This window comes from Mycobacterium sp. SMC-15, assembly GCF_045310925.1.
Taxonomy (GTDB): Bacteria; Actinomycetota; Actinomycetes; order Mycobacteriales; family Mycobacteriaceae; genus Mycobacterium.
This window is the reverse complement of sequence record NZ_JBJIAJ010000007.1, coordinates 160,018-183,827: the sequence shown is the minus strand read 5'-3', so window position 1 is coordinate 183,827 and position 23,810 is coordinate 160,018. Positions and strand designations below refer to the sequence as shown.

Here is a 23,810-nt window from a genome sequence, read left to right as displayed (position 1 = left end):
GACGTTTCCTCTCGATCAGTTGCCGGCACGCTAACTCCGGGCACCGACAACACGGCTTCACCGCAGCGGTCTCCGCTTCACCTCTCCTCCGTCGAGGCTTGCTAACCGCCCGGCTCAAACGGCGGCCCAGCTTCACCTCTCCTCCGTCGAGGCTTGCTAACCGCCGGTGTCGGTGCGTCCGCCTACGGTTTCGACCATGACCACCGGCTCTGACTCAAGGCAGCTGAGCTTCCCCCAATTCGAAGCCGATCTCGAAGCCGAATTCGCCGCCGCCCCGGCCACCTTGCGCGACACCACGTTCGTGGTGGTGGACCTCGAGACCACCGGCGGCCGGGCCTCGCCCAGCGGGGACGCGGAGGCGGACGCCATCACCGAGATCGGCGCGGTAAAAGTGCGTGGCGGAGTGGTCGAGGGCGAGTTCGCCACGCTGATCAACCCGCAGCGCGGCATTCCGCCGCAGATCGTCCGGCTGACCGGTATCACCACCGCCATGGTCTACGAGGCGCCCACGATCGAATCCGTGTTGCCGTCCTTCCTGGAGTTCGCCGGATTCGACCGCGGTTCGGTGCTGGTCGCCCATAACGCCGGGTTCGACGTGGGGTTCCTGACGGCCGCCGCACGACGCTGCGATCTGACCTGGCCGCGGCCGCCGGTGCTGTGCACGGTGCGACTGGCTCGCCGGGTGCTCAGTCGCGACGAGGCGCCCAGCGTCCGGCTTGCCGAGTTGTCCCGGCTGTTCGCGGTCAGCACCACACCCACCCACCGAGCGCTCGACGACGCCCGCGCCACCGTCGACGTGCTGCACGCGCTGATCGAGCGGCTCGGCAACCAGCACGTCAGCACCTTCGTCGATCTGCGTGCCTATCTCTCACACACGACACCGGCGCAGCGCCGCAAGCGCAGCCTGGCTGTCGATCTGCCGCACCGGCCCGGGGTCTACCTGTTCCGCGGCCCGTCCGACGAAGTGCTCTACATCGGCACCGCCACCAACCTGCGCCGGCGGGTCGCGCAGTACTTCAACGGCTCGGAACGCCGTAGCCGCATCGCCGAGATGGTGGCGCTGGCCACCCGGATCGATCACGTCGAATGCGCGCATCCGCTGGAGGCTGGGGTCCGCGAACTGCGGCTGCTGGCCGCGGCCGCTCCGCCCTACAACCGACGATCGAAGTTCCCCCGGCGGTGGTGGTGGATCACCCTGTCCGACGAGGCTTTCCCCCGCCTGACCGTGGTGCGCGCTCCGCGGCACGGCCGGGCCATCGGCCCATTCCGCTCTCGGGCCGACGCCGCCGATTCCGCCGCCCTGTTTTCGCGGTTCACCGGAATCCGAACCTGCACAAAGCGATTGAGTCGCACCAGTCGGCACTCCTGCCCGCCGGCCGAAGTCGGCCCTTGCCCGGCGGCAGCGAACACCACTGCAGAGGAGTACGCCGAAGCGGTCGGACGTGCCGCGGCGTTGCTCGACGGTACCGACAACGGCGCCCTGGACGCCGCGGTGCAGCAGGTCAACGCGCTGGCCGATCGCGGGCACTACGAAAGCGCGGCCCGGCTGCGCGACCGCACCGCCACCGCGATCGAAGCCCTGTGGCGCAGTCAGCGCGCACGCGCCCTGGCGGCACTGCCCGAGCTGGTGGCCGCCGCGCCGGACTGCGCCGGCGGGTGGCACCTCGCGGTGATCCGCCACGGCCGGCTGGCCGCCGCGGGGTGCGCCGCGCGCGGTGTGCCGCCGATGCCCGTCGTCGATGCGATCACGCTGGGGGCCGAGACGGTGCTGCCCGAGCCGGCACCGTTGGCCGGCGCCCTCGTCGAGGAGACCATGCTCATCGCCCGCTGGCTGGCAGCTCCTGGGGTGCGCATCGTCCGCGTCGACGGCGGTTCAGCGAGGCTCGACGAAGGAGAGGCGAAGCTGGGACCGCCGCATGAACCCGGCGGTTCAGCGAGGCTCGACGAAGGAGAGGCAAAACTGGGACCGCCGCATGAGCCCGACGGCTGGGTGTCGCCACTGCGCTCGGCCGGTCCGTTGACCTCATGGGCAGCGCTGGCCCGCTCGGCGCGGCTGGCCTCAGAGCTGGGCGCCGAAGCGGACCCAACGGGCAAGCAGTTGTTCGGCCGCGCCGCTGTCGATCGCCTCGACCGCGCGCGCCAACCCGTCCTCCCAGGCCGGCAACCACTCAGCGCTACTGGATAGCCCCGCGTGAGCCACGATCGCCCCGGCGGCGTTGAGCACCACGGCATCGCGCACCGCGCCCTTGGTTCCGGCGAGCACCGAACGAGCCTCCTCGGCGTTGGCCTGCGCGTCACCGCCGAGCAGCTCGCCGACCTCCGCACGAGCGAACCCGAAACCCGCCGGGTCGAAGGTCAGCCGATCGATGGTCCCGGCCTGTACTCGCCAGATCGTGCTGGTCGTCGTGGTGGTCAGTTCGTCGAGGCCGTCGTCACCGTGCACCACCAGCACGCTGGACCGCCGCGCCGCGAACACGCCGGCCATCACCTCGGCCAACTCCCCGAACGCGCACCCGATCAGCCCGGCGCGTGGCCGTGCCGGGTTGGTCAGCGGGCCCAGCAGGTTGAACACCGTCGGTACGCCGATCTCGCGCCGTGCCACCGAAGCGTTGCGATAGGACGGCTGGAACTGCGGGGCGAAGCAGAATCCGATGCCGACCTCGGCGACACTGCGGGCCACCTCGTCCGGCCCCAGATCGATGCGCACCCCCAACGCCTCCAGGGTGTCGGCGCCCCCGGACAGCGAGCTTGCCGACCGATTGCCGTGCTTGACCACCGGCACGCCCGCGGCGGCCACCACGATCGCGGCCATCGTGGACAGATTCACCGTGTTGGCGCCGTCCCCGCCGGTGCCCACCACGTCGACGGTGTCGGTGCCGATCTTGTCGGTAGGTACCTTGCGGCCGTAGGCCAGCATGACGTCGGCCAGCTCGCCTACCTCGGCGGCTGTTGGGCCCTTCATCTGCATCGCCACCCCGAACGCCGCAATCTGCGCGGAGGTCGCGGCGCCGGCCATGATCTGCTCCATCGCCCAGGCCGCCTGGCCCCGAGCCAGATCCCTACCCGACGTCAGGCCGCCCAGGACCTGTCGCCACTGCCCTATCTGCGCTTTCGGCTGCGCCGCACTACCTGGCTCGACCACGCGCCGATCGTCGCATGCGGCCCCCGCGACACCAAAGCCAACCGGAAGCGCGGCCCGAAACAGGTGGAGGACAGAGCGCTAACAGCCCGGTAACAGCAGAGACGAGACCAGTTCAAACGAATTGCCAGCCCCGGGTGGAGATCTACAACTACATAGCGTCATACTTGCGGGGTGACGAGCGCTGTGGGGTCCTCGGGTACTGCCATTACTTCTCGTGTGCATTCGCTGAACCGTCCCAACATGGTCAGCGTCGGCACCATCGTGTGGCTGTCCAGTGAATTGATGTTCTTTGCCGGTTTGTTCGCGATGTACTTCACGGCTCGCGCGCAGTCCGGTGGCGCCTGGCCGCCGCCGCCAACGGAGCTGAACCTTGCCCTGGCGGTCCCGGTGACACTGGTGCTGATCGCGTCATCGTTCACCTGCCAGATGGGCGTGTTCGCCGCCGAGCGTGGCGACGTGTTCGGGCTGCGCCGGTGGTACTTGCTGACCTTCCTCATGGGACTGTTCTTCGTCTGCGGTCAGGCCTACGAGTACTCCCACCTGATCGCGCACGGCACCACCATCCCGTCGAGCGCCTACGGCACCGTGTTCTACCTGACCACCGGGTTCCACGGCCTGCACGTCATCGGTGGGTTGGTCGCCTTCATCTTCCTGATGCTGCGAACCACGATGAGCAAGTTCACCCCAGCTCAGGCCACCGCCTCGATCGTCGTGTCCTACTACTGGCACTTCGTCGACATCGTGTGGATCGCACTGTTCGCCACGATCTACTTCATCCGATGAGCAACCGCCCGATGAACAGGAGTGTCCGGTTGAAGACACTGAAGAAGTGGGCCCGACCTGGCAACAACGATTCCGTCGCCCGGCGGCGCCTGCGCCGTCGAGTCTCCGGCGGACTGCTGCTGCTGGTCGCCCTGACGCTGGCCGGCGGAATGGCCGCGGTGCTGACCCCGACCCCGCAGGTTGCGGTGGCCGACGAGTCGGCCTCGGCCCTGCTGCGCACCGGTAAGCAGCTCTTCGACACCTCGTGCGTGAGCTGCCACGGCGCCAACCTGCAGGGTGAGGTGGGCCGCGGTCCGAGCCTGATCGGCGTCGGTGAAGCCGCCGTCTACTTCCAGGTCTCCAGCGGTCGGATGCCCGCGGTCCGCGGTGAGGCGCAGGCCCCCCGTACGTACCCGTTCTTCGACGACAAGCAGATCGACGCACTGGGCGCCTACGTCCAGGCCAACGGCGGCGGCCCCACCGTGGTGCGCAACGCCGATGGCAGCATCGCGCAGGCTTCGCTGCGCGGCGACGACCTGGGCCGTGGTGGCGACCTCTTCCGGCTCAACTGCGCGTCGTGCCACAACTTCACCGGCCGGGGCGGCGCCCTGTCCTCGGGTAAGTACGCGCCCGACCTGGAGCCTGCCAGCGAGCAGCAGATCCTGACCGCGATGCTGTCCGGCCCGCAGAACATGCCGCGCTTCTCCGACCGGCAGATCTCCATGGAGGAGAAGAAGGACATCATCGCCTACGTGAAATCCGTTACCGAGGAACGGGATCCGGGCGGCTACGGGCTCGGCGGCTTCGGCCCGGCGCCCGAGGGCATGGTGATTTGGATTATCGGCATGGTCGCAGCCATCGCCGCGGCAATGTGGATCGGGGCACGCTCATGAGCAGCAACGACAAGACCGAACTCCCCGACGACGCTGCACTGGCGACGATGACCAACGACGAGCTGCTGGCTCTCGGCGGCAGCATCGACGGTGTCAACACCGTCTTCAAGGAGCCGCGCTGGCCGGTCGAGGGCACTCGGGCCGAAAAGCGCGCCGAGCGCCGGGTCGCTGCCTGGTTCCTGGCGGGTGGCGGCTTCGGCCTGGCCCTGCTGCTGGTCTTCCTGTTCTGGCCGTGGGAGTACGCGCCGCTGGAGTCCCCGAACGGCTTGGCCTACTCGCTGGCGACTCCGCTGTACGGCCTGACCTTCGGGCTCTCGGTGCTGTGCATCGCGATCGGCGCAGTGCTGTTCGTCAAGAAGTTCATCCCCGAAGAGATCACCATCCAGGACCGTCACGACGGCAGCTCCCCCGAGATCGACCGTAAGACCGTGGCGGCCCAGCTGACCGACGCGTTCGAGGGCTCGACCATCGGGCGGCGCAAGCTGCTGGGTGCGTCGCTGGGCGTCGGATTCGGCGCATTCGGCCTGGGCACCTTGGTGGCCGGCGCCGGTGGCCTGATCAAGAACCCCTGGAAGCCGGTCGTCGACACCGCCGAGGGCAAGAAGGCCGCGCTGTGGACTTCCGGGTGGACCCCGCGCTACCCCGGCGAGACCATCTACCTGGCCCGCGCGACCGGTCAGAGCACCAACTCGCCGTTCGTCAAGATGCGTCCCGAGGACCTGGACGCCGGCGGCATGGAAACGGTGTTCCCGTGGCGTGAGTCCGACGGTGACGGCACCACCGAAGAATCGAACGAGAAGCTCACCGAGATCATGATGGGCGTTCGTAACCCGGTGATGCTGATCCGTATCCGGCCCGACGACATGCCCAAGGTGGTCAAGCGCCAGGGCCAGGAGAGCTTCAACTACGGCGACTTCTTCGCCTACACCAAGATCTGCTCGCACCTGGGTTGCCCGTCTTCCCTGTTCGAGCAGCAGACCTATCGGATCCTGTGCCCGTGCCACCAGTCGCAGTTCGACGCACTGCACTTCGCCAAGCCGGTCTTCGGCCCGGCGGCTCGCGCGCTGGCACAGCTGCCGATCACCATTGACGCCAATGGGCATCTGGTCGCCAATGGCGACTTCGTGGAACCTGTCGGACCGGCATTCTGGGAGCGCACCTCATGAGCCCTGCAATCGGCGACCTGCTCGCCCGCCAAGCAGACGACATCGATACCCGTTACCACCCGGCGGCCGCGCTGCGCCGCCAGTTCAACAAGGTCTTCCCGACGCACTGGTCGTTCCTGCTCGGTGAGATCGCGTTGTACAGCTTCATCATCTTGCTGCTGTCCGGCGTCTACCTGACGCTGTTCTTCGACCCGTCGATGGCCGAGGTCATCTACCACGGCGTCTATCAGCCGCTCAACGGCGTGCAGATGTCGCGGGCCTACGAGTCGGCGCTGGACATCTCCTTCGAGGTGCGCGGCGGCCTGTTCGTCCGCCAGCTCCACCACTGGGCCGCGCTGATGTTCGCGGCGTCGATCATGGTGCACCTGGCGCGCATCTTCTTCACCGGCGCATTCCGTCGGCCGCGTGAGGCGAACTGGGTGATCGGGTCGCTACTGCTGATCCTGGCCATGTTCGAGGGCTACTTCGGTTACTCGCTGCCCGACGACCTGCTGTCCGGTATCGGTCTGCGCGCCGCGCTGTCCTCGATCACGCTGGGTATGCCGGTGATCGGCACCTGGCTGCACTGGGCACTGTTCGGCGGCGACTTCCCGGGCACCATCTTGATCCCCCGGCTCTACGCACTGCACATCCTGCTGATCCCGGGCATCATCCTGGCCCTGATCGGCGTGCACATGGCGCTGGTGTGGTTCCAGAAGCACACGCAGTTCCCCGGCCCGGGCCGCACCGAGACCAACGTCGTCGGCGTGCGGGTGCTGCCGGTCTTCGCGATCAAGTCGGGCGCGTTCTTCGCGATGATCACCGGCATCCTGGGCCTCATGGGCGGGTTGCTGCAGATCAACGCGATCTGGAACCTGGGCCCCTACCGCCCGTCGCAGGTGTCGGCGGGTAGCCAGCCGGACTTCTACATGATGTGGACCGAGGGCCTGGCCCGTCTCTGGCCGGCCTGGGAGTTCTACTTCTGGGGCCACACTGTGCCCGGCCCGGTCGGTGTCGCGCTGATCATGGGTGGCGTCTTCGGCTTGCTGATGGTCTACCCGTTCCTGGAGAAGAAGTTCACCGGCGACTACGCGCACCACAACCTGTTGCAGCGGCCCCGGGACGCTCCGGTCCGTACCGCGATCGGTGCCATGGCGATCAGCTTCTACATGGTGCTGACCCTGGCCGCCATGAACGACATCATCGCGTGGAAGTTCCACATCTCGCTGAATGCGACAACCTGGATCGGCCGTATCGGGATGGTGGTTCTGCCGCCGCTGGTCTTCTTCGTCACCTACCGGTGGTGCATCGGTCTGCAGCGCAGTGACCGCGACGTGCTCGAGCACGGCATCGAGACAGGCATCATCAAGCGGCTGCCGCACGGTGCCTACATCGAGCTGCACCAGCCACTGGGCCCGGTCGATGACCACGGCCACCCCGTTCCGCTGGAGTACGCCGGTGCGCCGCTGCCCAAGAAGATGAACAAGCTCGGTTCGGCTGGCGCTCCCGGTACTGGCAGCTTCCTGACGGCCGACCCGGTCGACGAGGACGCCGCGCTCAACGAGGCCGCGCACGCCAGCGAGCGACGTGCGATGACCGCACTGGCCGAGCACCAGGGCGGTAACACCAACGGTCACCACTAGGCCCACTGGGTCCGAAGAATCGGGCAGCCTGCGCAATCTCTTGCGCGGGCTGCCCGTTTTGGTTGGTGCGGCACCCGAGTTCGATCCGGCGCAGGCACCGGCCGATCCCGTCGCACTGTTTATCCAATGGCTGCTGCACGCGGTCGACAGCGGCGTGCCGGAACCGCATGCGATGACGTTGTCGACGGTCGGAGCGGTGGGTGGGGCCGGCGCAGCGCGGCCGTCGGCGCGGGTGCTGATCCTCAAGGACATCGATGCCGCCGGCTGGCATTTCGGGGTCAGTTCGGCCAGCCGCAAGGGCGCCGATCTAGCCCGCAATCCGGCTGCCGCACTTACGTTTTACTGGCCCGCACTGGGCCGTCAGGTCAGGGTCGACGGCATCGCGGTCCCCGACCCGCCGCCGGTGACCGCCAACGACTTCCTGGCCCGCTCGGAGGGCGCCCGGGCGATGGTCCTCACCGGCCGCCAAAGCGAGCCCTATGCCGATCCCGCGGAGATCAGCGAGGCGCTCGCCAAGGCACACCTGGAGCTCGAGCACTCCCCCACCCTGGTCCCCGCTGAGTGGGTGTCGTATGCGGTTGCGGCCGACGCCGTCGAATTCTGGCAGGCCGACCCTACGCGCCGGCACCGCAGGCTGCGGTATGAACGTGACGGGAAGAGCTGGTCGACGACACTGCTCTGGCCGTGATCCGGCAGGCCACGACAACGCGCCGTGGCGACGACTCAGCCGAAACGAGACGGCAGCGCCAGCACTTCACCCAGCCGACGCAGGTACAGCCACGGAATCACCGGCATGGCGGCAGTGCCGACTCCGGTCAGCCCGTAGCAGACCCACGAGCCGGTGTCCTTGCCGACCGCCATCAGATAGGTGGCCAATGCGACCACCGTCAGCGCACCGCCCACCGCGCAGGCCAGCACCGTGACACCGCGCAGCAGCACCCGGTCGACCTGAACCTGGTTGGGCAGCACCTGCCGTGTGCCGGCCGCTCGGCGGCCCGGAGCGTCGAAGCCGCGCTGCGGGAGCGGGGCATCCGGGCGCGGCGGCTTGGCCTGCGCCTGGCTCGGGAAGCCGGGGGGCCGCGGCGGGCCGGGCTGGCGTGCCCGGAGCAGCACCGGGATGGCCGCCAGGATCACCAAGGCGGAGACACCGATGACGATGTAAAGCAGGCCGCTGTGCGAACTCTCGGTCGGCTCGTGGAAGCCGCGGCCCAGATCTACCAGCGCCACGGTGGCCGCCACGCTCATGCCCAGCAGCGTCAACCAGATCGCAGCGCACGCGCCCAGCAGCACGCGGTCAGTGACCTCCGGGGACTGCCCGGGCCGAATGAATCGATCTACCATGTTCCCGCCGGTCATCCGCAGCTCGTCGCCGGTGCGTCGTTGCTGTTGGAGAACAACACCCTACCGTCACTGCTCGTGATCGAGCAGTTGAGCTTGCTCAACCGCAGCATGCTGGTCGCCTCCACCGAACCGATCTCCGACTGCGAGATCGGTGTCAGGGTCAGCGACCACGGGATGTAGGCGTTGCGCTGCGTGCGACGCTGCCCGGAGGCATCTACGTAGGTGATCGTGATCTGGTCGAACGGCGCCTTAGTGCCGGTCACCGAGTAGGTCACCTGCAACGGCTTCGCCTGCGTGGTCGTGGTGGTCTCCTGCGTCGTGGTCGATGGCTCGGGTGCCGGCTCCTCGCTCGGCGGCGGGGGCGGGGGCGGCGGCGGCTCCTCGCTGCTGGGCGGCGGAGGAGGCGGCTCCTCGCTGCTGGGCGGCGGAGGAGGCGGTGTTGTGGTGCTGGTGCTGGTCCGGGTGATCTCGTCCTGCACCGGCGGCACCGAAACCGTGCTGCTGCTCGTGGCCGGCGTAGCCAGATCGTGGGTCTCGGTGCGGGCGAACAGCAATGCGACCGATACCACCAGCGAGACCGCCGCGATGATCACGGTGACCCCGACCACCCACGGCCACCGCGGTGTCTTGGCGTCCGGGTCCGGTTCCTCGGGTGCGTCGTAGCTGTCGTAGTCGTAAAGCCGCGGATCCACCGGAACGTAAGGACCGCTCAAGAACTGCTCGGATTCGGGAGCCGAGTATGCCTGCGAGTACGCGGTGTTATCTGCGGGCGCGGCGGCAGGAGTGGCAGCTACATCGTCAAGCGGCTGGATCTCGCCGCCCGCACCTGCCTCGGGGGCCTTGTCAGAAGCCGGCTGACCGCTGCCGGAGCCCTCGTCTCCAGAGCCCGCCTCTGGGGGATTCGGCCCGCTCATTCCCGCCTATCCTGTTCAAACCGCCGCGCCACGCCCTGACCGGTTGCGGTCGGCATCAGCCACCGTTGGTCATTGTGCATCGGCAACCCTACCCAAACGGGTCGACACGGCGGCCGCGGCGGAGATGTGGTCAGTGTTTCTCGGGGCCGATGTAGTACTCGAAGACCAGTCCGGCCACGCTCGACAACACGAACACCACTCCGGCGGCGATCAGCCACGGCAGCCACAGGGCGATCCCGACGGCGGCCACCGACCCGGACAGCGCGATCAGAATCGGCCACCAGCTGTGCGGGCTGAAGAAGCCCAGCTCGCCGGCGCCGTCACTGACTTCGGCAGCCTCGTAGTCCTCGGGACGGGTGTCGAGCCGACGTGCCACGAACCGGAAGAAGGTGGCCACGATCATGGCCATCATCCCGGTCAGGAACAGCGCGGTGGTGCCGGCCCATTCCACGCCACCGGTGGCGAACTTCCCGGTCAGCACCGCGTAGATCACCCCGACCACCAGGAAGAAGGTGGCGACGAACTCGAACAGCCTGGATTCGATGCGCATGCGTTGTCCCTACTTGTTGCTGGCTTGCGGGGCTAGCAGGCCACGGCGGCTGTCGAACGGGAAGGTGGTGGTCGCCGCCGGCTCCTGCTTGATCGCCTCGAGCGCCTCGGCGTTCGTCTTTCCAGCGATGCGCTGATTCAGATAGGCCTTGAAGTCGTTGGGCGAGACCACTCGGACTTCGAAGTTCATCATCGCGTGGTAGGTGCCGCACATTTCGGCGCAGTGGCCGACGAACGCGCCTTCCTTGGTGATCTCGGCGACCTGGAAGGTGTTGACCTGGTTGTTGCGCTCGGGCCAGGCGATGACGTCACGCTTGAACAGGAACTCCGGCACCCAGAAAGCGTGGATGACGTCGGCCGAGTTCAGCACGAACTCGATGCGCTTACCGCTCGGCAGCACCAACACCGGGATCTCGCCGGTGGTACCCACCGTCTCGATCTTGTCGAAGTTCAGGTAGGTGCGGTCCTCGGTGTTGAGGCCCTGGACCGGTCCGACCAGTTCTTCGCCGTGCGCGTCCACGCCCTCGGGCTTGGAGGTCATCGCGTCCTTGCGGACCTGGTCCACGCCGTCGTAGCTCAGGGTGTGGTCGTGGAAGTCGACCTTCTGGTAGCCGAACTTCCAGTTCCACTGGAAGGCGGTGACGTCGACGACGACCTCGGGGTTCGGCTCGTGGTGCAGCATCTTCTCCTGCACCACGACGGTGAAGTAGAAGATCACCGCGACGGCCAGGAACGGCACGACGGTAAGGCCGAGCTCCAGTGGCATGTTGTAGCCGAACTGGCGCGGCAGCTCGGTGTCGGTCGCCTTCTTGCGGTGGAAGATCATCGACCAGAAGATCATTCCCCAGACGAGCCCACCGATCACCACCGAAGCGATGACCATGCCGATCCACAGCTGGTAGTTGGCCTCGGCCTCGGGCGTGATGCCCTTGGGCCAGCCGAAACCGACCACATCGGTCCAGTCGACGCTGCATCCGCTGAGCGTCACCGCCAGCAGTCCGAGCACGCTGACCGCGGTCAGCGGTCGAAGCAGACGGCGATGTGCAACGCCCTGCCCGCGACGTGTCACGTTGGTGCCTCCTCGAGTCACAGAACGGGCCGACTGACCCGGTGGAGCAGTCGAATACTACGCAGCGTAGACCACCCGGATCACCGAGGTTTGATGTACCTGCCGGTTGGCCACCCCGGTGTGTTGACCGCCTCATCCGACGCCCCAGGTTCTGCGCAGGCCTACGTGGTTAAAGGCCGATACCGGTGCGGCATACTGGGACCCGATGTGTGGACTGCTGGCTTTCGTGTGTGCCCCGGCCGGCACCGACACCTCGGGACCGCGGCCCGCCGCGGATATGGAGAAAGTCGCCGGCGCGGTTTCGCGCGCGACACACCTGATGCGCCACCGCGGCCCGGACGAGCCAGGCGGCATCTGGGCCGGCGACCGCGTGGTGTTCGGGTTCAACCGGCTGTCGTTCATCGACATCGCCCATTCGCACCAGCCCATGCGGTGGGGGCCCCCCGAGGCGCCGGAACGCTACGAACTGGTCTTCAACGGCGAGATCTATAACTACGTAGAACTGCGTGCGGAGCTCGCCGCCGAGCACGGCGCGGTGTTCGCCACCGACGGCGACGGCGAGGCGATCGTCGCGGGCTACCACTACTGGGGCGTCGACGTCCTGTCGCGGCTGCGCGGCATGTTCGCCTTCGCGGTGTGGGACACCGTGGCCGGTGAGCTGTTCTGTGCCCGCGACCCGTTCGGGATCAAGCCGCTTTTCATGGCGTCCGGGCCAGGCGGCACGGTGGTCGGCAGCGAGAAGAAGTGTCTGCTGGACCTGGCCGAGGTGGTCGGGTTCGACACCGACATCGACGTCCGCGCCCTTCAGCACTACACGGTGCTGCAGTACGTGCCGGAGCCGGAGACATTGCACCGCGGCATACGCCGGCTGGAATCGGGCTGCTATGCCCGCGTTCGTCCCGGCGGTGAGCCGGAGACCACCCGCTATTTCCGTCCGCGGTTCGACGCCACCCCGATCACCCGCGACACCGAGCAGGCGCGCTACGACGAGATCACCGCGGTGCTCGAGGATTCGGTCGCCAAGCACATGCGAGCCGACGTCACCGTGGGTGCGTTCCTGTCCGGGGGGATCGACTCCACCGCGATCGCGGCGCTGGCGATGCGCCACAATCCCAAGCTGATCACCTTCACCACCGGGTTCGAGCGGGAGGGCTTCTCCGAGGTCGACGTGGCCGCCGCGTCCGCCGAGGCGATCGGCGCCCGGCACGTGGTCAAGGTGGTCAGCCCGGCGGAGTTCGTCGCCGCCCTGCCCGAGATCGTCTGGTATCTCGACGACCCGGTGGCCGACCCGGCCCTGGTCCCGCTGTACTTCATCGCCGCCGAAGCCCGCAAACACGTCAAGGTGGTGCTCTCCGGCGAAGGCGCCGACGAGTTGTTCGGCGGCTACACGATCTACCGTGAGCCGCTGTCGCTGCGGGCGTTCGACTACCTACCGGCACCGGTGCGCCGCTCGCTGGGGAAGGCGTCGCGGCCGTTGCCCGAGGGCATGCGCGGTAAAAGTCTGCTGCACCGCGGGTCGCTCACGCTGCAAGAGCGTTACTACGGCAACGCACGCAGCTTCTCCGACGAGCAACTGCGTGCGGTGCTGCCCGGCTTCTCCCCCGACTGGACCCACACCGACGTCACCGCTGCGCTGTATGCCGAATCGGCGGGGTGGGACCCGGTGGCCCGGATGCAGCACATCGACCTGTTCACCTGGCTGCGTGGCGACATCCTGGTCAAGGCCGACAAGATGACGATGGCCAACTCGCTGGAGCTGCGGGTGCCGTTCTTGGACCCCGAAGTGTTCGCTGTGGCGTCGCGGCTGCCGGTGTCGGCCAAGATCACCCGCACCACCACCAAGTACGCGCTGCGCCGTGCACTGGAGCCGATCATTCCCGCGCATGTGCTGCACCGCCCCAAGCTCGGCTTCCCGGTGCCGTTGCGGCACTGGCTGCGCGCCGGGGAGTTGTTGGAGTGGGCGTACGCGACGGTGGACGCCACCGGCGCTGATCACCTGATCGATGTCGCCGCGGTGCGCACGATGCTCGACGAGCACCGGGTCGGCACCGCCGATCACAGCCGTCGGCTGTGGACCGTGCTGATCTTCATGCTGTGGCACGCCATCTTCGTCGAGCACAGCGTGGTACCGACCATCAGGGAACCGGACTACCCCGTCCGGCTCTAACCGTTGACTCTGCGTCCCCGGCGCGACCTACTCGCACTTTCGCGCCCTGGACGCAGAGTCAACGTCGAATTATTTGAGTGCGGCGTCGATCTCGGCCGCGGCGGCGTCGCCGTAGGCGTCCGCCAACCGGCTCACCGCGGCGGCACGGTCCCACACCCATTCCTGGGTTCCGGTGGACTCGAGCACCAGCACCGCCACCAGCGAACCGAGCTGCGCGGACCGCTCCAGGCTCAACCCGGCGCTGCGCCCGGTGAGGAAGCCGGCGCGGAAGGCGTCGCCGACCCCGGTCGGGTCGGTCTGGGACTTCTCCGGAACCACGCCGACGTGCACACGGGAGCCGTCCGGGGAGACGATGTCGACGCCGTCGCCGCCCAGGGTGGTCACCCGCAGCCCGACCTGCTTCATGACGTCGGCCTCGGTCCAGCCGGTCTTGGACAGCAGCAGGTCCCACTCGTAGTCGTTGGTGAACAGGTAGGTGGCACCGTCGATGAGCTTGCGAATCTCATCCCCGGTCAGCCGCGCCAGCTGCTGCGACGGGTCGGCGGCGAACGCCAGCCCCAGCGTGCGGCACTCCTCGGTGTGCAAGAACATCGCCTCGGGGTCGTTGGCCCCGACGATCACAAGTTCCGGCTTCCCGGCGGCCTCGACCAGCGTGGCCAGCGAGATGTTGCGGGCCTCCGACATCGCGCCCGGGTAGAACGACGCGATCTGGGCCATGTCTTGGTCGGTGGTGCAGACAAACCGGGCCGTGTGCGCGGTTGTCGAGGTCAGCACGTGGTCGCAGTTGACGCCGTGCGAGACCAGCCACTGCCGGTAGTCGGCGAAGTCGGCACCGGCGGCGCCGACCAATGCGGCGTCACCTCCGAGCACACCGATGGCGAAGGCGATATTGCCCGCCACGCCGCCGCGGTGTACCACCAGGTCATCGACCAGGAAGCTCAGCGAAACCTTCTGCAGGTGATCGGCCAGCAGCTGTTCGGAGAACCGACCCGGAAAGCGCATCAGATGGTCGGTCGCAATCGAACCGGTCACCGCAATCGTCACTGAACAATCCCCCTCGTATCGTCACCATGGGCCTGGATGTGGGTACCCACGGTAGCGGCCCGATGCCGCCGGTCCGCCGCCGGGCAGCACAGAGCCCCCGGCCTTGCGGCGAATATCAGATGCTCAGTTGAACGAGTCGCCGCACGAGCACGAGCCGCCGGCGTTGGGGTTCTCGATGGTGAAACCCTGCTTGTCGATCTGGTCGGCGTAGCCGATCTCGGCACCCTGCAGGTACGGCGCGCTCATCCGGTCGACGGTCAGCGTGACGCCGTTGAACTCCGCGACCACGTCACCGTCGAGGCTGCGGTCGTCGAAGAACAGGTTGTAGCGCAGGCCGGCGCAGCCGCCCGGCTGGACCGAGATCCGCAGGGTCAGGTCGTCACGACCCTCCTGTTCCAGCAGCGCCTTCACCTTGGCCGCGGCCTCATCGGTCAAGACCACGCCGTGAGACTCGGTGGTCGACTGATCCTGAACAGTCATTGCGTCTCCCTATTGCGGTTGATCATGGGGGCGGGCCCGGCCTCGCCTGGAGGCGTTCGAGCCCACCACAACAACGATACCCTGCGCCGACGTGTTCCCTACCGACGGCGAACCCGGCGGTTAGCGAGGCTCGCCGCAGGAGAGGCGAAGCTGGAGCGCCGAATCACCCGCGTGAACCCGCGGGACGGCCACCGATCTGCGCCGCGGTGACGGCGGTCAGCCCGATCAGCTGGTTGGCCGCGTCGATCAGAGCCAAGCCCACCGAGCCGGCGTAGTCGGCGAGTGCCCGGGCGGCCAACACCCCAGCCGACCGCAAAGCGGGCTCGTCCAGGCTGATCTGTCCGGCCAGTACCAGCAGCGGTAACTCCCGCGCCCGGGCCGCAGCCGCCAGCGAACCGACCACTTTTCCGTGCAGCGACTGCTGGTCGAAGTGGCCCTCGCCGGTGACCAGAACGTCGGTGTCGGCGAGCGCGGCCGCCAGACCGGTGTGGCGGGCCACGATCTCGGACCCGGATTCGATGGTGCCGCCCAGGGCCAACACGGCGGCTCCGATCCCCCCGGCTGCCCCGGCACCCGACGCGGCGCTGGCCTCCCATCCGGCGGCGGCGTCCAGTTCGCACGCCCAGGCGGCCAGCCGGCTCTCGAGTACCGCGACCGTGGCCGCGTCGGCACCCTTCTGCGGCCCGAATACGCGGGCCGAGCCCCACGGGCCCAGCAGCGGGTATTGCACGTCGCAGGCGGCGATCAATTCGACGCCCGTGAGCCGCCGGCGTCCGGCGGCCAGGCCGCCCAGTTCGTCGATCATGCCGCGACCGCCGTCGGTGCAGGCACTGCCGCCAAGCCCGACGACGATTCGCTGAGCCCCGGCCGCCAACGCCGCGGCGACCAGCTGGCCCACGCCGGCGCTGTGGGCGACCAGCGCGGTCCGCGGCGATGGAGGCCCGCCGAGCAGCCCCAACCCACACGCCTGAGCGCATTCCAGGTAGGCCGTGTTGGCCGCGACGTCCCAGACCCACTCGGCGTCGACCGCGTCGTCGAGCGGTCCGCTGACCCGTGACCGCTGCACCGCGCCCAGCGTGGTGGCCAGCACCGCGACGAAGCCCGGGCCGCCGTCGGACTGCGGTGCGATCGCCAGCCGGTCGTGGGGTCGGCTGCGGTGCCAGCCCGTCGAGATGGCGGCGGCGGCCTGCACCGCGGTCAGGCTCTCGCCGAAACAGTCCGGCGCGATCAGGACCCGAAGCGCCCGCGCCCGAGGACCGGCCGAGCCGCCGGCACCCGGGTGATCAGCCATCTCTGCAGGGTATCGAGCCGCGCGGACGGCGACGCAGGCCGGGCGGACCGGCCAAGTAATCTGGCGGGCGTGAAGTTGCCGGGGCGCAGAAAAGACGAGGCTCAGTCCGCGCAGTCCGTGGTCTCCGCCGTCTCGGTCGACGGCAATGAGTCTGAGGATGCCGCCCGCGGCGGCGTCACCGCCCCCAAAGGCCGGCCCACCCCCAAGCGCAGCGCCGCGGCCAAACGCCGCGGCCCGGTGGCACCGGCCCCGATGACCTCCGCGGAGGCCCGGGCCCGGCGCAAGTCGCTGGCCGGCCCGAAGCTGAGCAAGGAGGAACGCCGGATCGCCAAGGCCGAGCGTCGCGAGCGCATGGCCGACCGCCGGGAACGGATGCTGTCCGGCGACGAGGCGGCGCTGCTGGAGCGCGACCGCGGCCCGGTGCGCCGGTACGTTCGCGACATCGTCGACGCCCGCTACAACCTGCTGGGCCTGTTCATGCCGGTGGCGCTGGGGCTGATGTTCATCATGATGGCGGTCCCGCAGGTCCAGTACTACATTTCGCCGGCGATGATGCTGCTGATGGTCTTGATGGCCGTCGACGGGGTGTTGGTGGCCCGCAAGGCCGGCCGGATGGCTGACGCCAAGTTCCCCGACAATGTCGAAAGCCGCTGGAAGCTGGGGCTCTACGCCGCCAGCCGCGCATCCACCCTGCGCCGGATGCGGGCACCGCGCCCGCAGGTGCGGCGCGGCGAACGCCTCGACTGAGCCCTGCTCGGCACCGACAGCGATGGAATTCCCACCGGTCAGCCCACCTGATGCCGCGGTGGCGGCCGCCGCCCGGGCCCGGCAGGACTCCTTGACCAAGCCTGCGGGTTCGCTGGGTCGCCTCGAGGCCCTCTCGGTGTGGGCGGCAGCCTGCCAAGGGCAGTGCCCACCACAACAGTTCGAGCGCGTCCGCATTGTGGTGTTCGCCGGTGATCACGGCGTGACCCGGGAACGGGTCTCGGCCTACCCCGCGGAGGTGACGGCGCAGATGGTCGCCAACATCGACCGGGGCGGGGCGGCCATCAACGCGCTGGCCGCCGTCGGCGGGGCCGGAGTGCGGGTGGTGGACATGGCCGTCGATTCGGAAGCAACCGACTCCCCCGGGACGTCCGGCACGTCCGGGGCCTACAAGGTGCGCCGCAGCAGCGGCGACATCACCAGCGAGGACGCGCTGACCCCCGAGCAGACCCTGGCCGCGATCGAGGCCGGCCGGCGCATCGCCGACGAGGAAGTCGACGGCGGGGCGGACCTGCTCATCCCCGGCGATATGGGAATTGGGAACACCACCGTCGCAACGACATTGATCGCCGCGCTGACCGGCGCCGAGCCCGCCGAGGTGGTGGGTCACGGGACGGGCATCGATGATGCCGGCTGGGCGCGCAAGACCGCGGCAGTGCGTGACGCCCTCTTCCGGACCCGCCCGCACCACACCGATCCCCTGGCGCTGCTGCGCTGCTGCGGTGGCGCCGACTTCGCCGCGCTGGCGGGGTTCTGCGCCCAAGCCGCTGTGCGGCGCACCCCGGTGCTGCTCGACGGCCTGGCGTCGACGGCGGCCGCCCTGGTGGCCGACCGGCTGGCGCCCGGGGCCCGGGCCTGGTGGCAGGCCGGTCATCGCTCGCCGGAGCCCGCGCATGCGCTGGCCTGCGCGGCGCTGGGCCTGGAGCCGATCCTCGACCTGCAGATGCGGTTGGGCGAGGGCACCGGCGCCGCGGTTGCCCTGTCGGTGCTGCGCGCCGCGGTGGCGGCGTTGGCCTCCATGTCCACCTTCGCCGAAGCCGGCGTCAGCGACCGATCATCGTGATCGCTTCCCTCGCCTCGTCTTTCGCGTTCGGAACGATTCTTCCCGTTTCGTCCGGCCGGCCGCCGGGCCGCGGGGCGATGACAGTATTCCCGGTCGTCGGCGCCGTGTTGGGCGCGCTGGCCGCGGTAGTGGTCTGGGCCGGCGGGTACGCCTTCGGCCCCGGCAGCCCGATCACGGGCCTGCTCGCGGTGGCTGCGCTACTGGCCGCGACCCGCGGACTGCACATCGACGGGGTGGCCGACACGGCCGATGGTCTGGGGTGCGCCCGGCCCGCTCCGCAGGCGCTGCAGGTGATGCGCGAGGGATCGACCGGCCCGTTCGGGGTCGTCGCGGTGGTCCTGGTGATCGGCCTGCAGGCAACGACCTTCCCGATGCTGGGCGCCGGGCAGATCGTGCTCGCGGTCTGCGCGGGCCGGGTGGCCGCGGTGTTGGCCTGCCGGCGCTCGGTGCCCGTCGCCGGGGGAAGCATGCTGGGCGCCACGGTGGCCGGCAGTCAGCCGCTGTGGGTCGCCGCCGCCTGGGCGATGGCGCTGCTTGCGGCGGCGATACCTGCCGGCGCGGCGCCGTGGCACGGTCCGGTTGCCGTCGCCCTGGCCCTGACTTGCGCCGCTATGCTGGTAAAACGCTGTGTACGTCGCCTTGGCGGCATCACCGGCGATGTCCTCGGAGCGGTCATCGAGTGGACGACGGCGTTGGTCGCGGTAGCGCTCACCGCTCTGACCAGCGGTTGACCCTCGCGTCAATTTCGCATCCTTTCCGGACTTCCGGATATTTCTCCGGAGCAATGTGTTACACCCAATTGGTCTTTGTAACAATTGCAGCAGCCATTAACATCATGGTCCGGGGAGGAAATCTGGGATGCCGCGCCATCAGAACTACAGCAAGCGGAGTCGGGAATCACGCAAGGCGATGACCGACGGCGCCGCGGATGCCGACGACGTCGACGACGACCCCGGCTGCTGCGAACGCATCGCCGAGGATTGGTCACCGGTGGCCGACGACCTGCGCCTGCCGCCAGATCCCGTGAGCTGACCTACTGCGTAGTCGGTGATGTCGTAGGTACCCCGCCGATGGGGCTCCAAAGCCGGCAGCGGCGCACTGCGCGACATCGACCGGAAATGCAGTAGTCGACTACTGCGTGCGTTCCTTCTCAGCGACCTTAATGTCGGTCTTTACCGGATTGTCAGGTTCGTTGGGAGGGCCCGTCATGTGCGATCAGTACGCAAACAGGACCCACACCAGTGCCCGTCACCGCCGACTGATCGGACTGACCAGCACTGCCGGAGCTTTTCTGGCGTTCGGGATGAGTCCGCTGGCCGCAGCACCGGCCCAGGCCGATCCGATGATCGACTGGATCGTCGACCTCTTCGATCCGGCGAGCTGGTCGTGGCTGGGCGCGGAGAGCACCGCCGCGGCCACCGACCCCACCACGGCCGACTGGTTCGATACCTGGTTCTATGCCCCACTGCACCAGGCCGGGCAGGACTGGCTGGCCAGTCAGTCCGGTATCGAGATCAGCACCTGGGTCAACAACACCTTTGGCAACGGCCAGCTGCTGATCGGCAACGGTGCCGACGGGATCGACGAAGGCACCAACGAACAGGCCATGGGCGGCGCGGGCGGGCTGTGGTTCGGTGACGGCGGCGACGGCGGCACCGCTGTCGGCGGCTGGGGCGGAAACGGCGGCGATGCCGGATTCTTCGGCAATGGCGGCGACGGCGGCCACGGCGGCGGCTTCGGTTCCGGCGACTATCCCGGCGATGGCGGCGACGGCGGGAGCGGCGGCACCTACATGGGTCACGGCGGCTCCGGCGGAGACGGCGGAAGCGGTGCCGCCGGCTGGGGCGGCGGTTACGGCGGGGACGGCGGCAACGCCGTAGCCTGGCTGTTCGGCAATGGCGGCGCCGGTGGGCACGGCGGCAACGGGGGGAATGGCGCGGCCGGTGCGGTGGGCGGCGACGGCTGGTACGGCGGCGACGGCGGCAAGAGCGCGGCGCTGTTCGGTGACGGCGGCAACGGTGGGACCGGCGGCAAGGGCGGTGACGGCGGCGCCGCGGGAGCCGTCGGTGACGGCGGTGACGGTGGCTACGGCGGACTCGGCGGCCACGGCGGCGGCACCGCCAACGGCGAGGGAGGCGGCGGCGGGACCGGCGGACACGGCGGCAACGGTGGCAATGGCGGCACCACATCGGGTAATGGCGGCAGTGGTGGTGTCGGCGCGGGTGGCGGCACCAGCGGGATCATCGGGAGCGGTCCCGGTGGCAGGTACTCCGGCACCGGTGGCATCGGAGGCGACGGCGGGAACGGCGGGAACGCCAGCGCCGCCGGCTATTCCGCGGGTCGCGGCAACGGCGGTGGATGGGGCGGCACCGGCGAATTCGGCGGGGCGGGCGGCGACGGCGGCGCGGGCGGTGACGGCAGCGGTGGCGCGATCGGTGCCGTGGGCGGCAACGGCGGGACCTCCGGGTTCGGCATAGCCGGCACCGGTGCCGGGGGAAACGGCGGCCACGGCGGTGCCGACGGCGGCGGCGTCGGCGGCGTGGGCGGCAATGGGGCCATCGCCACCTTGGGCACCACCTCTGGTGGTGGCGGCGGAGGTGGTGGCGGCGTTGGCAGTGCCGGGGGTACCGGCGGCGCGGGCGGTGTCGGCGGTGTCGGCGGCATCGGTACCGGTAGTGACTTGTTCGGCGGTATCGCGGGGGTAGGTGGAGCCGGTGGCTCAGGCGGAGTAGGCGGCCGCGGCATCGATGCCGGCAGCACCGGTGGGATCGGTGGGCCCGGCGGGGCCGGCGGGAACGCCACTGGAATCAGCAGCATAGGCGGCGGCTACGGCGCCGGAGGTCGCGGCGGAGCCGGCGGGGCCGGCGGCATCGCGTTCCATGGCGGTACGGGCGGAAACGGCGGTGCCGGCGGGATCGGCGGGGACGGCACCGGTGGCAGTTCCGTGATTATCGGTCAAGGCGCCCTCGGTGGCGGTGGTGGCGCGGGCGGTACCGGCGGCACCGCCGACGGCTCCGTCGACGCAGGAGCCGACGGCTACAACGACTACACCGGTGGCGCGGGCGGCGCGGGCGGTGACGGGGGCAATGCGACTACCGCAGTACAGGGCACGGCTACCGGAGGCTTCGGTGGGACCGGTGGAGCCGGTGGGGTTGCCCATCCCGGTGCCGGCGGTATCGGAGGGGTCGGCGGCGCCGGGGCCAACGCCACCGACAGCTTCGGGGCTACCGGCGGCGATGGCGGTGCCGGCGGTGCCGACGGCTCCCCCGGTACACCCGGCACACCGGGCTGATCTGGGTCTACTGACCCCGCTCAGTCGAGCCGCGCCATCCAGCCGTGGGTGTCAGCGAAGGTGCCGCGCTGGATACCGGTCAAGGTGTCGCGCAGCGCCATGGTGACCTCACCGGGCTGACCGTCGGCAATGGTGAACTCGCCGTCCGCGGACTTGACCTGTGACACCGGGGTGATGACCGCGGCCGTACCGCAGGCGAAAACTTCGGTGATCTCGCCGGAAGCGGCCTTCTTCTGCCATTCACTGACATCGATCTTGCGTTCTTCGACACTGAACCCCGCATCAGTTGCCAACTGCAGCAACGAATCCCGCGTGATACCGGGCAGCAGTGAACCGGACAGCTCCGGAGTGACCAGGCGCGCCGAGCCACCGGTGCCGAACACAAAGAACAGGTTCATGCCGCCCATCTCTTCGACGTAGCGCCGCTCGGCCGCATCCAGCCACACCACCTGGTCGCAGCCGTTGTCGGCGGCCTGCGCCTGGGCGACCAGCGATGCGGCGTAGTTACCGCCGAACTTGGCGGCGCCGGTACCGCCGGGGCAGGCCCGCACGTACTCGGTCGACAGCCACACACTCACCGGCTTGATCCCGCCCTTGAAGTAGGCCCCAGCCGGTGATCCCATCACCAGGCAGCGGTACTCGTTGGCCGGGCGCACCCCCAGCCCCGGCTCGGTGGCGAAGACGAACGGGCGCAGGTACAGCGACTCCTCGCCGCCCGGCGCCGGCACCCAGGCTCCGTCCACGGCGATCAACTGCCGCAACGACTCGATGAACAGATCGTCGGGCAGCTCCGGGATGGCCAGCCGCCGCGAGGATGCGCGCATCCGGGCGGCATTTGCCTCGGGGCGGAACGAGACGATCGATCCGTCGGTCCACCGGTAGGCCTTGAGCCCCTCGAACACTTCTTGCGCGTAGTGCAGGACGATGGCCGACGGGTCCAGTTCGATGGGTCCGTAAGGAATGACCCGCGCGTTGTGCCAACCCGCGTCCACGGTGTAGTCGATCGAAACCATGTGGTCGGTGTGGTACTTGCCGAAACCCGGCTCCGCCAAAATGGATTCGCGCACCTCGTCGGGCGTCGGGTTCGCGGTGACCGACACGTGGAAATCGAGGAGGCTGCTCGTCATGCAGCGATTGTATAACCGGTGCGCTAACGGGTTTTTGCCGTGACGAATGGCGGCGTCACCACCTCGCATTCGACCGCGCGACCGCGCACGTCGACGGTGAGCCGCGCGCCGTCTTCTATGCCCGCGTCGGCGTCGATCAGCGCCAGCGCAATACCGACCTTCTGCGTCGGCGAGAACGTTCCCGACGTGGTGACCCCGACCCGGTGGTCACCGTCGAGTACCGCCAGGTCGGCGCGCAACACTCCCCGACCCGTGGCGCGAAGGCCACGCAGCAGGCGCGCGGGGCCGGCAGCTTTCTCCGCCAGCAGCGCGTCGCGGCCGAAGAACGACTCCTTCTTCCAGCCGATCGCCCAACCGCAGCGGGCCTGCAGCGGCGAGATGGTCGGCGACAGTTCGTGACCATGCAGGGCGTAGCCCATCTCGGTGCGCAGGGTGTCGCGGGCGCCCAGGCCGGCCGGCTCACCGCCGATCGCCCGCACGGCCTCCACCAGCGCATCGAACACCACGCCCGCCGATTCCCACTCCGGCAGCAGCTCGTAGCCGTGTTCACCGGTGTAGCCGGACCGGCACACCCGCACCGGCACCCCGGCAAAGGCGGCATCGGCGAACGCCATGTAGTCCATCTCGGTCGGCAGGCCAAGACCCGCGACCACCTCGGCCGATCGTGGGCCCTGCACCGCCAGCACCGCACGCGAACGGTGTTCGTCGGTGATCGTCACCCCCGCCGGCGCCGCCTCCTGCAGCACGGCCACCACGTCCGCGGTGTTGGCGGCGTTGGGTACCAGAAAAATCTCGTCGTCGGCGACGTAGTAGGCGATCAGATCGTCGATGACGCCACCGGATTCGTTGCAGCACAAGGTGTATTGGGCCTGTCCCGGCGTGATCCTGCCCAGGTCGTTGGTAAGCGTCGCATTGACGAAGGCCGCCGCACCCGAACCGCGAACGGTCGCCTTACCCAGGTGGCTGACGTCGAACAGGCCGACGGTCTCGCGGGTGGCGTTGTGCTCGGCGACGGTGCCGGCGTAGGACACCGGCATCAGCCAGCCGCCGAACTCGGCGAAGCTGGCGCCCAGCGCGCGGTGGCGGTCTTCCAGGGGTCCGTGCTGCAGTTCGCTCACGTCGA

At 69.1% G+C, this 23,810-nt stretch carries 21 protein-coding genes and 1 pseudogene; 12 read left to right on the top strand and 10 right to left on the bottom strand.

Going from position 1 to position 23,810, the window contains the following annotated elements:
• Positions 1-196: 196 nt before the first annotated feature.
• Positions 197-2,107, top strand: a pseudogene (locus ACJH71_RS12600) (DEDD exonuclease domain-containing protein); the annotation flags it as partial.
• On the opposite strand, the gene trpD reads toward ACJH71_RS12600, so the two are convergent.
• Positions 2,060-3,142 (bottom strand): anthranilate phosphoribosyltransferase, encoded by a 1,083-nt coding sequence (trpD, locus tag ACJH71_RS12595; RefSeq protein WP_406758351.1) that lies wholly within the window; start codon positions 3,140-3,142, stop codon positions 2,060-2,062. The pseudogene ACJH71_RS12600 and the gene trpD overlap by 48 nt on opposite strands.
• Before the next feature lie 171 nt (positions 3,143-3,313).
• Between trpD and ACJH71_RS12590 the strand changes: the two genes are divergently transcribed.
• From ACJH71_RS12590 to ACJH71_RS12570, 5 genes are read left to right on the top strand one after another with little or no spacing between them, the layout of a single operon-like run.
• A complete protein-coding gene (locus tag ACJH71_RS12590) occupies positions 3,314-3,925 on the top strand; it encodes a heme-copper oxidase subunit III (protein ID WP_046283762.1) in 612 nt (203 codons plus the stop codon).
• 11 nt (positions 3,926-3,936) lie between these two features.
• Entirely contained in the window at positions 3,937-4,797 is an 861-nt protein-coding gene (locus ACJH71_RS12585; protein WP_406758421.1) for a c-type cytochrome, read from the top strand.
• Positions 4,794-5,963 carry a ubiquinol-cytochrome c reductase iron-sulfur subunit gene (locus ACJH71_RS12580; RefSeq protein WP_406758350.1) on the top strand — a complete coding sequence of 390 codons (1,170 nt, stop codon included), beginning with the start codon at positions 4,794-4,796 and terminating at the stop codon, positions 5,961-5,963. The genes ACJH71_RS12585 and ACJH71_RS12580 overlap by 4 nt, the downstream gene beginning before the upstream one ends.
• Positions 5,960-7,585, top strand: a complete 1,626-nt coding sequence (locus ACJH71_RS12575; protein ID WP_406758349.1) for a cytochrome bc complex cytochrome b subunit — start codon at positions 5,960-5,962, stop codon at positions 7,583-7,585. The genes ACJH71_RS12580 and ACJH71_RS12575 overlap by 4 nt, the downstream gene beginning before the upstream one ends.
• A gap of 40 nt (positions 7,586-7,625) precedes the next feature.
• Positions 7,626-8,273, top strand: coding sequence for a pyridoxal 5'-phosphate synthase (locus tag ACJH71_RS12570; protein ID WP_406758348.1), 648 nt, complete (start codon positions 7,626-7,628; stop codon positions 8,271-8,273).
• A gap of 35 nt (positions 8,274-8,308) precedes the next feature.
• On the opposite strand, the gene ACJH71_RS12565 is transcribed toward ACJH71_RS12570, so the two are convergent.
• From ACJH71_RS12565 to ACJH71_RS12550, 4 genes are all read right to left on the bottom strand, one after another.
• Positions 8,309-8,926 carry a DUF2561 family protein gene (locus ACJH71_RS12565; RefSeq protein WP_406758347.1) on the bottom strand — a complete coding sequence of 206 codons (618 nt, stop codon included), beginning with the start codon at positions 8,924-8,926 and terminating at the stop codon, positions 8,309-8,311.
• 11 nt (positions 8,927-8,937) lie between these two features.
• The gene (locus tag ACJH71_RS12560; RefSeq protein WP_406758346.1) at positions 8,938-9,840 is read right to left on the bottom strand and encodes an MmpS family transport accessory protein; all 903 of its coding nucleotides are present in this window, start codon (positions 9,838-9,840) and stop codon (positions 8,938-8,940) included.
• 130 nt (positions 9,841-9,970) lie between these two features.
• A complete protein-coding gene (locus ACJH71_RS12555) occupies positions 9,971-10,390 on the bottom strand; it encodes a cytochrome c oxidase subunit 4 (protein ID WP_067974017.1) in 420 nt (139 codons plus the stop codon).
• 9 nt (positions 10,391-10,399) lie between these two features.
• Positions 10,400-11,479 carry a cytochrome c oxidase subunit II gene (locus ACJH71_RS12550; RefSeq protein WP_406758345.1) on the bottom strand — a complete coding sequence of 360 codons (1,080 nt, stop codon included), beginning with the start codon at positions 11,477-11,479 and terminating at the stop codon, positions 10,400-10,402.
• Between the two features lie 184 nt (positions 11,480-11,663).
• On the opposite strand from ACJH71_RS12550, the gene asnB reads away from it, so the two are divergent.
• Positions 11,664-13,625: an asparagine synthase (glutamine-hydrolyzing) gene (gene asnB, locus ACJH71_RS12545; protein WP_406758344.1), complete on the top strand. Its 1,962-nt coding sequence runs from the start codon at positions 11,664-11,666 to the stop codon at positions 13,623-13,625.
• Between the two features lie 69 nt (positions 13,626-13,694).
• Here asnB and ACJH71_RS12540 read toward each other — a convergent pair whose 3' ends face one another.
• From ACJH71_RS12540 to ACJH71_RS12530, 3 genes are all read right to left on the bottom strand, one after another.
• Positions 13,695-14,669 (bottom strand): carbohydrate kinase family protein, encoded by a 975-nt coding sequence (locus tag ACJH71_RS12540; RefSeq protein WP_406758343.1) that lies wholly within the window; start codon positions 14,667-14,669, stop codon positions 13,695-13,697.
• Between the two features lie 123 nt (positions 14,670-14,792).
• Positions 14,793-15,149 carry an iron-sulfur cluster assembly accessory protein gene (locus ACJH71_RS12535; RefSeq protein WP_024440524.1) on the bottom strand — a complete coding sequence of 119 codons (357 nt, stop codon included), beginning with the start codon at positions 15,147-15,149 and terminating at the stop codon, positions 14,793-14,795.
• Between the two features lie 163 nt (positions 15,150-15,312).
• Complete coding sequence (locus ACJH71_RS12530) at positions 15,313-16,440, bottom strand: glycerate kinase (RefSeq protein ID WP_406758342.1); 1,128 nt, start codon at positions 16,438-16,440, stop codon at positions 15,313-15,315.
• A gap of 117 nt (positions 16,441-16,557) precedes the next feature.
• On the opposite strand from ACJH71_RS12530, the gene ACJH71_RS12525 reads away from it, so the two are divergent.
• From ACJH71_RS12525 to ACJH71_RS12505, 5 genes are all read left to right on the top strand, one after another.
• Positions 16,558-17,187, top strand: a complete 630-nt coding sequence (locus tag ACJH71_RS12525; RefSeq protein ID WP_406758420.1) for a DUF3043 domain-containing protein — start codon at positions 16,558-16,560, stop codon at positions 17,185-17,187.
• Between the two features lie 22 nt (positions 17,188-17,209).
• Positions 17,210-18,268, top strand: a complete 1,059-nt coding sequence (gene cobT / locus ACJH71_RS12520) for a nicotinate-nucleotide--dimethylbenzimidazole phosphoribosyltransferase (RefSeq protein ID WP_406758341.1) — start codon at positions 17,210-17,212, stop codon at positions 18,266-18,268.
• The gene (locus tag ACJH71_RS12515; protein WP_406758340.1) at positions 18,265-18,999 is read left to right on the top strand and encodes an adenosylcobinamide-GDP ribazoletransferase; all 735 of its coding nucleotides are present in this window, start codon (positions 18,265-18,267) and stop codon (positions 18,997-18,999) included. The genes cobT and ACJH71_RS12515 overlap by 4 nt, the downstream gene beginning before the upstream one ends.
• 127 nt (positions 19,000-19,126) lie before the next feature.
• Positions 19,127-19,300: a hypothetical protein gene (locus tag ACJH71_RS12510; protein ID WP_406758339.1), complete on the top strand. Its 174-nt coding sequence runs from the start codon at positions 19,127-19,129 to the stop codon at positions 19,298-19,300.
• Between the two features lie 175 nt (positions 19,301-19,475).
• Complete coding sequence (locus ACJH71_RS12505; RefSeq protein ID WP_406758338.1) at positions 19,476-21,560, top strand: hypothetical protein; 2,085 nt, start codon at positions 19,476-19,478, stop codon at positions 21,558-21,560.
• 20 nt (positions 21,561-21,580) lie between these two features.
• Here ACJH71_RS12505 and ACJH71_RS12500 read toward each other — a convergent pair whose 3' ends face one another.
• Together ACJH71_RS12500 and gcvT are read right to left on the bottom strand one after the other, a co-directional pair.
• Positions 21,581-22,687, bottom strand: coding sequence for a branched-chain amino acid aminotransferase (locus tag ACJH71_RS12500; protein ID WP_406758337.1), 1,107 nt, complete (start codon positions 22,685-22,687; stop codon positions 21,581-21,583).
• A gap of 23 nt (positions 22,688-22,710) precedes the next feature.
• Complete coding sequence (gene gcvT / locus ACJH71_RS12495; protein WP_406758336.1) at positions 22,711-23,805, bottom strand: glycine cleavage system aminomethyltransferase GcvT; 1,095 nt, start codon at positions 23,803-23,805, stop codon at positions 22,711-22,713.
• Positions 23,806-23,810 lie beyond the last annotated feature (5 nt).

What these genes read in the sequence shown, in the direction of transcription:
- cobT (WP_406758341.1), top strand. Translation starts at nt 17,210, where the DNA reads ATGGAATTCCCACCGGTCAGCCCACCTGATGCCGCGGTGGCGGCCGCC.
- ACJH71_RS12560 (WP_406758346.1), bottom strand. Translation starts at nt 9,840, where the DNA reads ATGAGCGGGCCGAATCCCCCAGAGGCGGGCTCTGGAGACGAGGGCTCC.
- ACJH71_RS12555 (WP_067974017.1), bottom strand. Translation starts at nt 10,390, where the DNA reads ATGCGCATCGAATCCAGGCTGTTCGAGTTCGTCGCCACCTTCTTCCTG.
- ACJH71_RS12580 (WP_406758350.1), top strand. Translation starts at nt 4,794, where the DNA reads ATGAGCAGCAACGACAAGACCGAACTCCCCGACGACGCTGCACTGGCG.
- ACJH71_RS12575 (WP_406758349.1), top strand. Translation starts at nt 5,960, where the DNA reads ATGAGCCCTGCAATCGGCGACCTGCTCGCCCGCCAAGCAGACGACATC.
- ACJH71_RS12500 (WP_406758337.1), bottom strand. Translation starts at nt 22,687, where the DNA reads ATGACGAGCAGCCTCCTCGATTTCCACGTGTCGGTCACCGCGAACCCG.
- ACJH71_RS12585 (WP_406758421.1), top strand. Translation starts at nt 3,937, where the DNA reads ATGAACAGGAGTGTCCGGTTGAAGACACTGAAGAAGTGGGCCCGACCT.
- ACJH71_RS12505 (WP_406758338.1), top strand. Translation starts at nt 19,476, where the DNA reads ATGTGCGATCAGTACGCAAACAGGACCCACACCAGTGCCCGTCACCGC.
- ACJH71_RS12565 (WP_406758347.1), bottom strand. Translation starts at nt 8,926, where the DNA reads ATGGTAGATCGATTCATTCGGCCCGGGCAGTCCCCGGAGGTCACTGAC.
- ACJH71_RS12535 (WP_024440524.1), bottom strand. Translation starts at nt 15,149, where the DNA reads ATGACTGTTCAGGATCAGTCGACCACCGAGTCTCACGGCGTGGTCTTG.
- ACJH71_RS12530 (WP_406758342.1), bottom strand. Translation starts at nt 16,440, where the DNA reads ATGGCTGATCACCCGGGTGCCGGCGGCTCGGCCGGTCCTCGGGCGCGG.
- asnB (WP_406758344.1), top strand. Translation starts at nt 11,664, where the DNA reads ATGTGTGGACTGCTGGCTTTCGTGTGTGCCCCGGCCGGCACCGACACC.
- ACJH71_RS12510 (WP_406758339.1), top strand. Translation starts at nt 19,127, where the DNA reads ATGCCGCGCCATCAGAACTACAGCAAGCGGAGTCGGGAATCACGCAAG.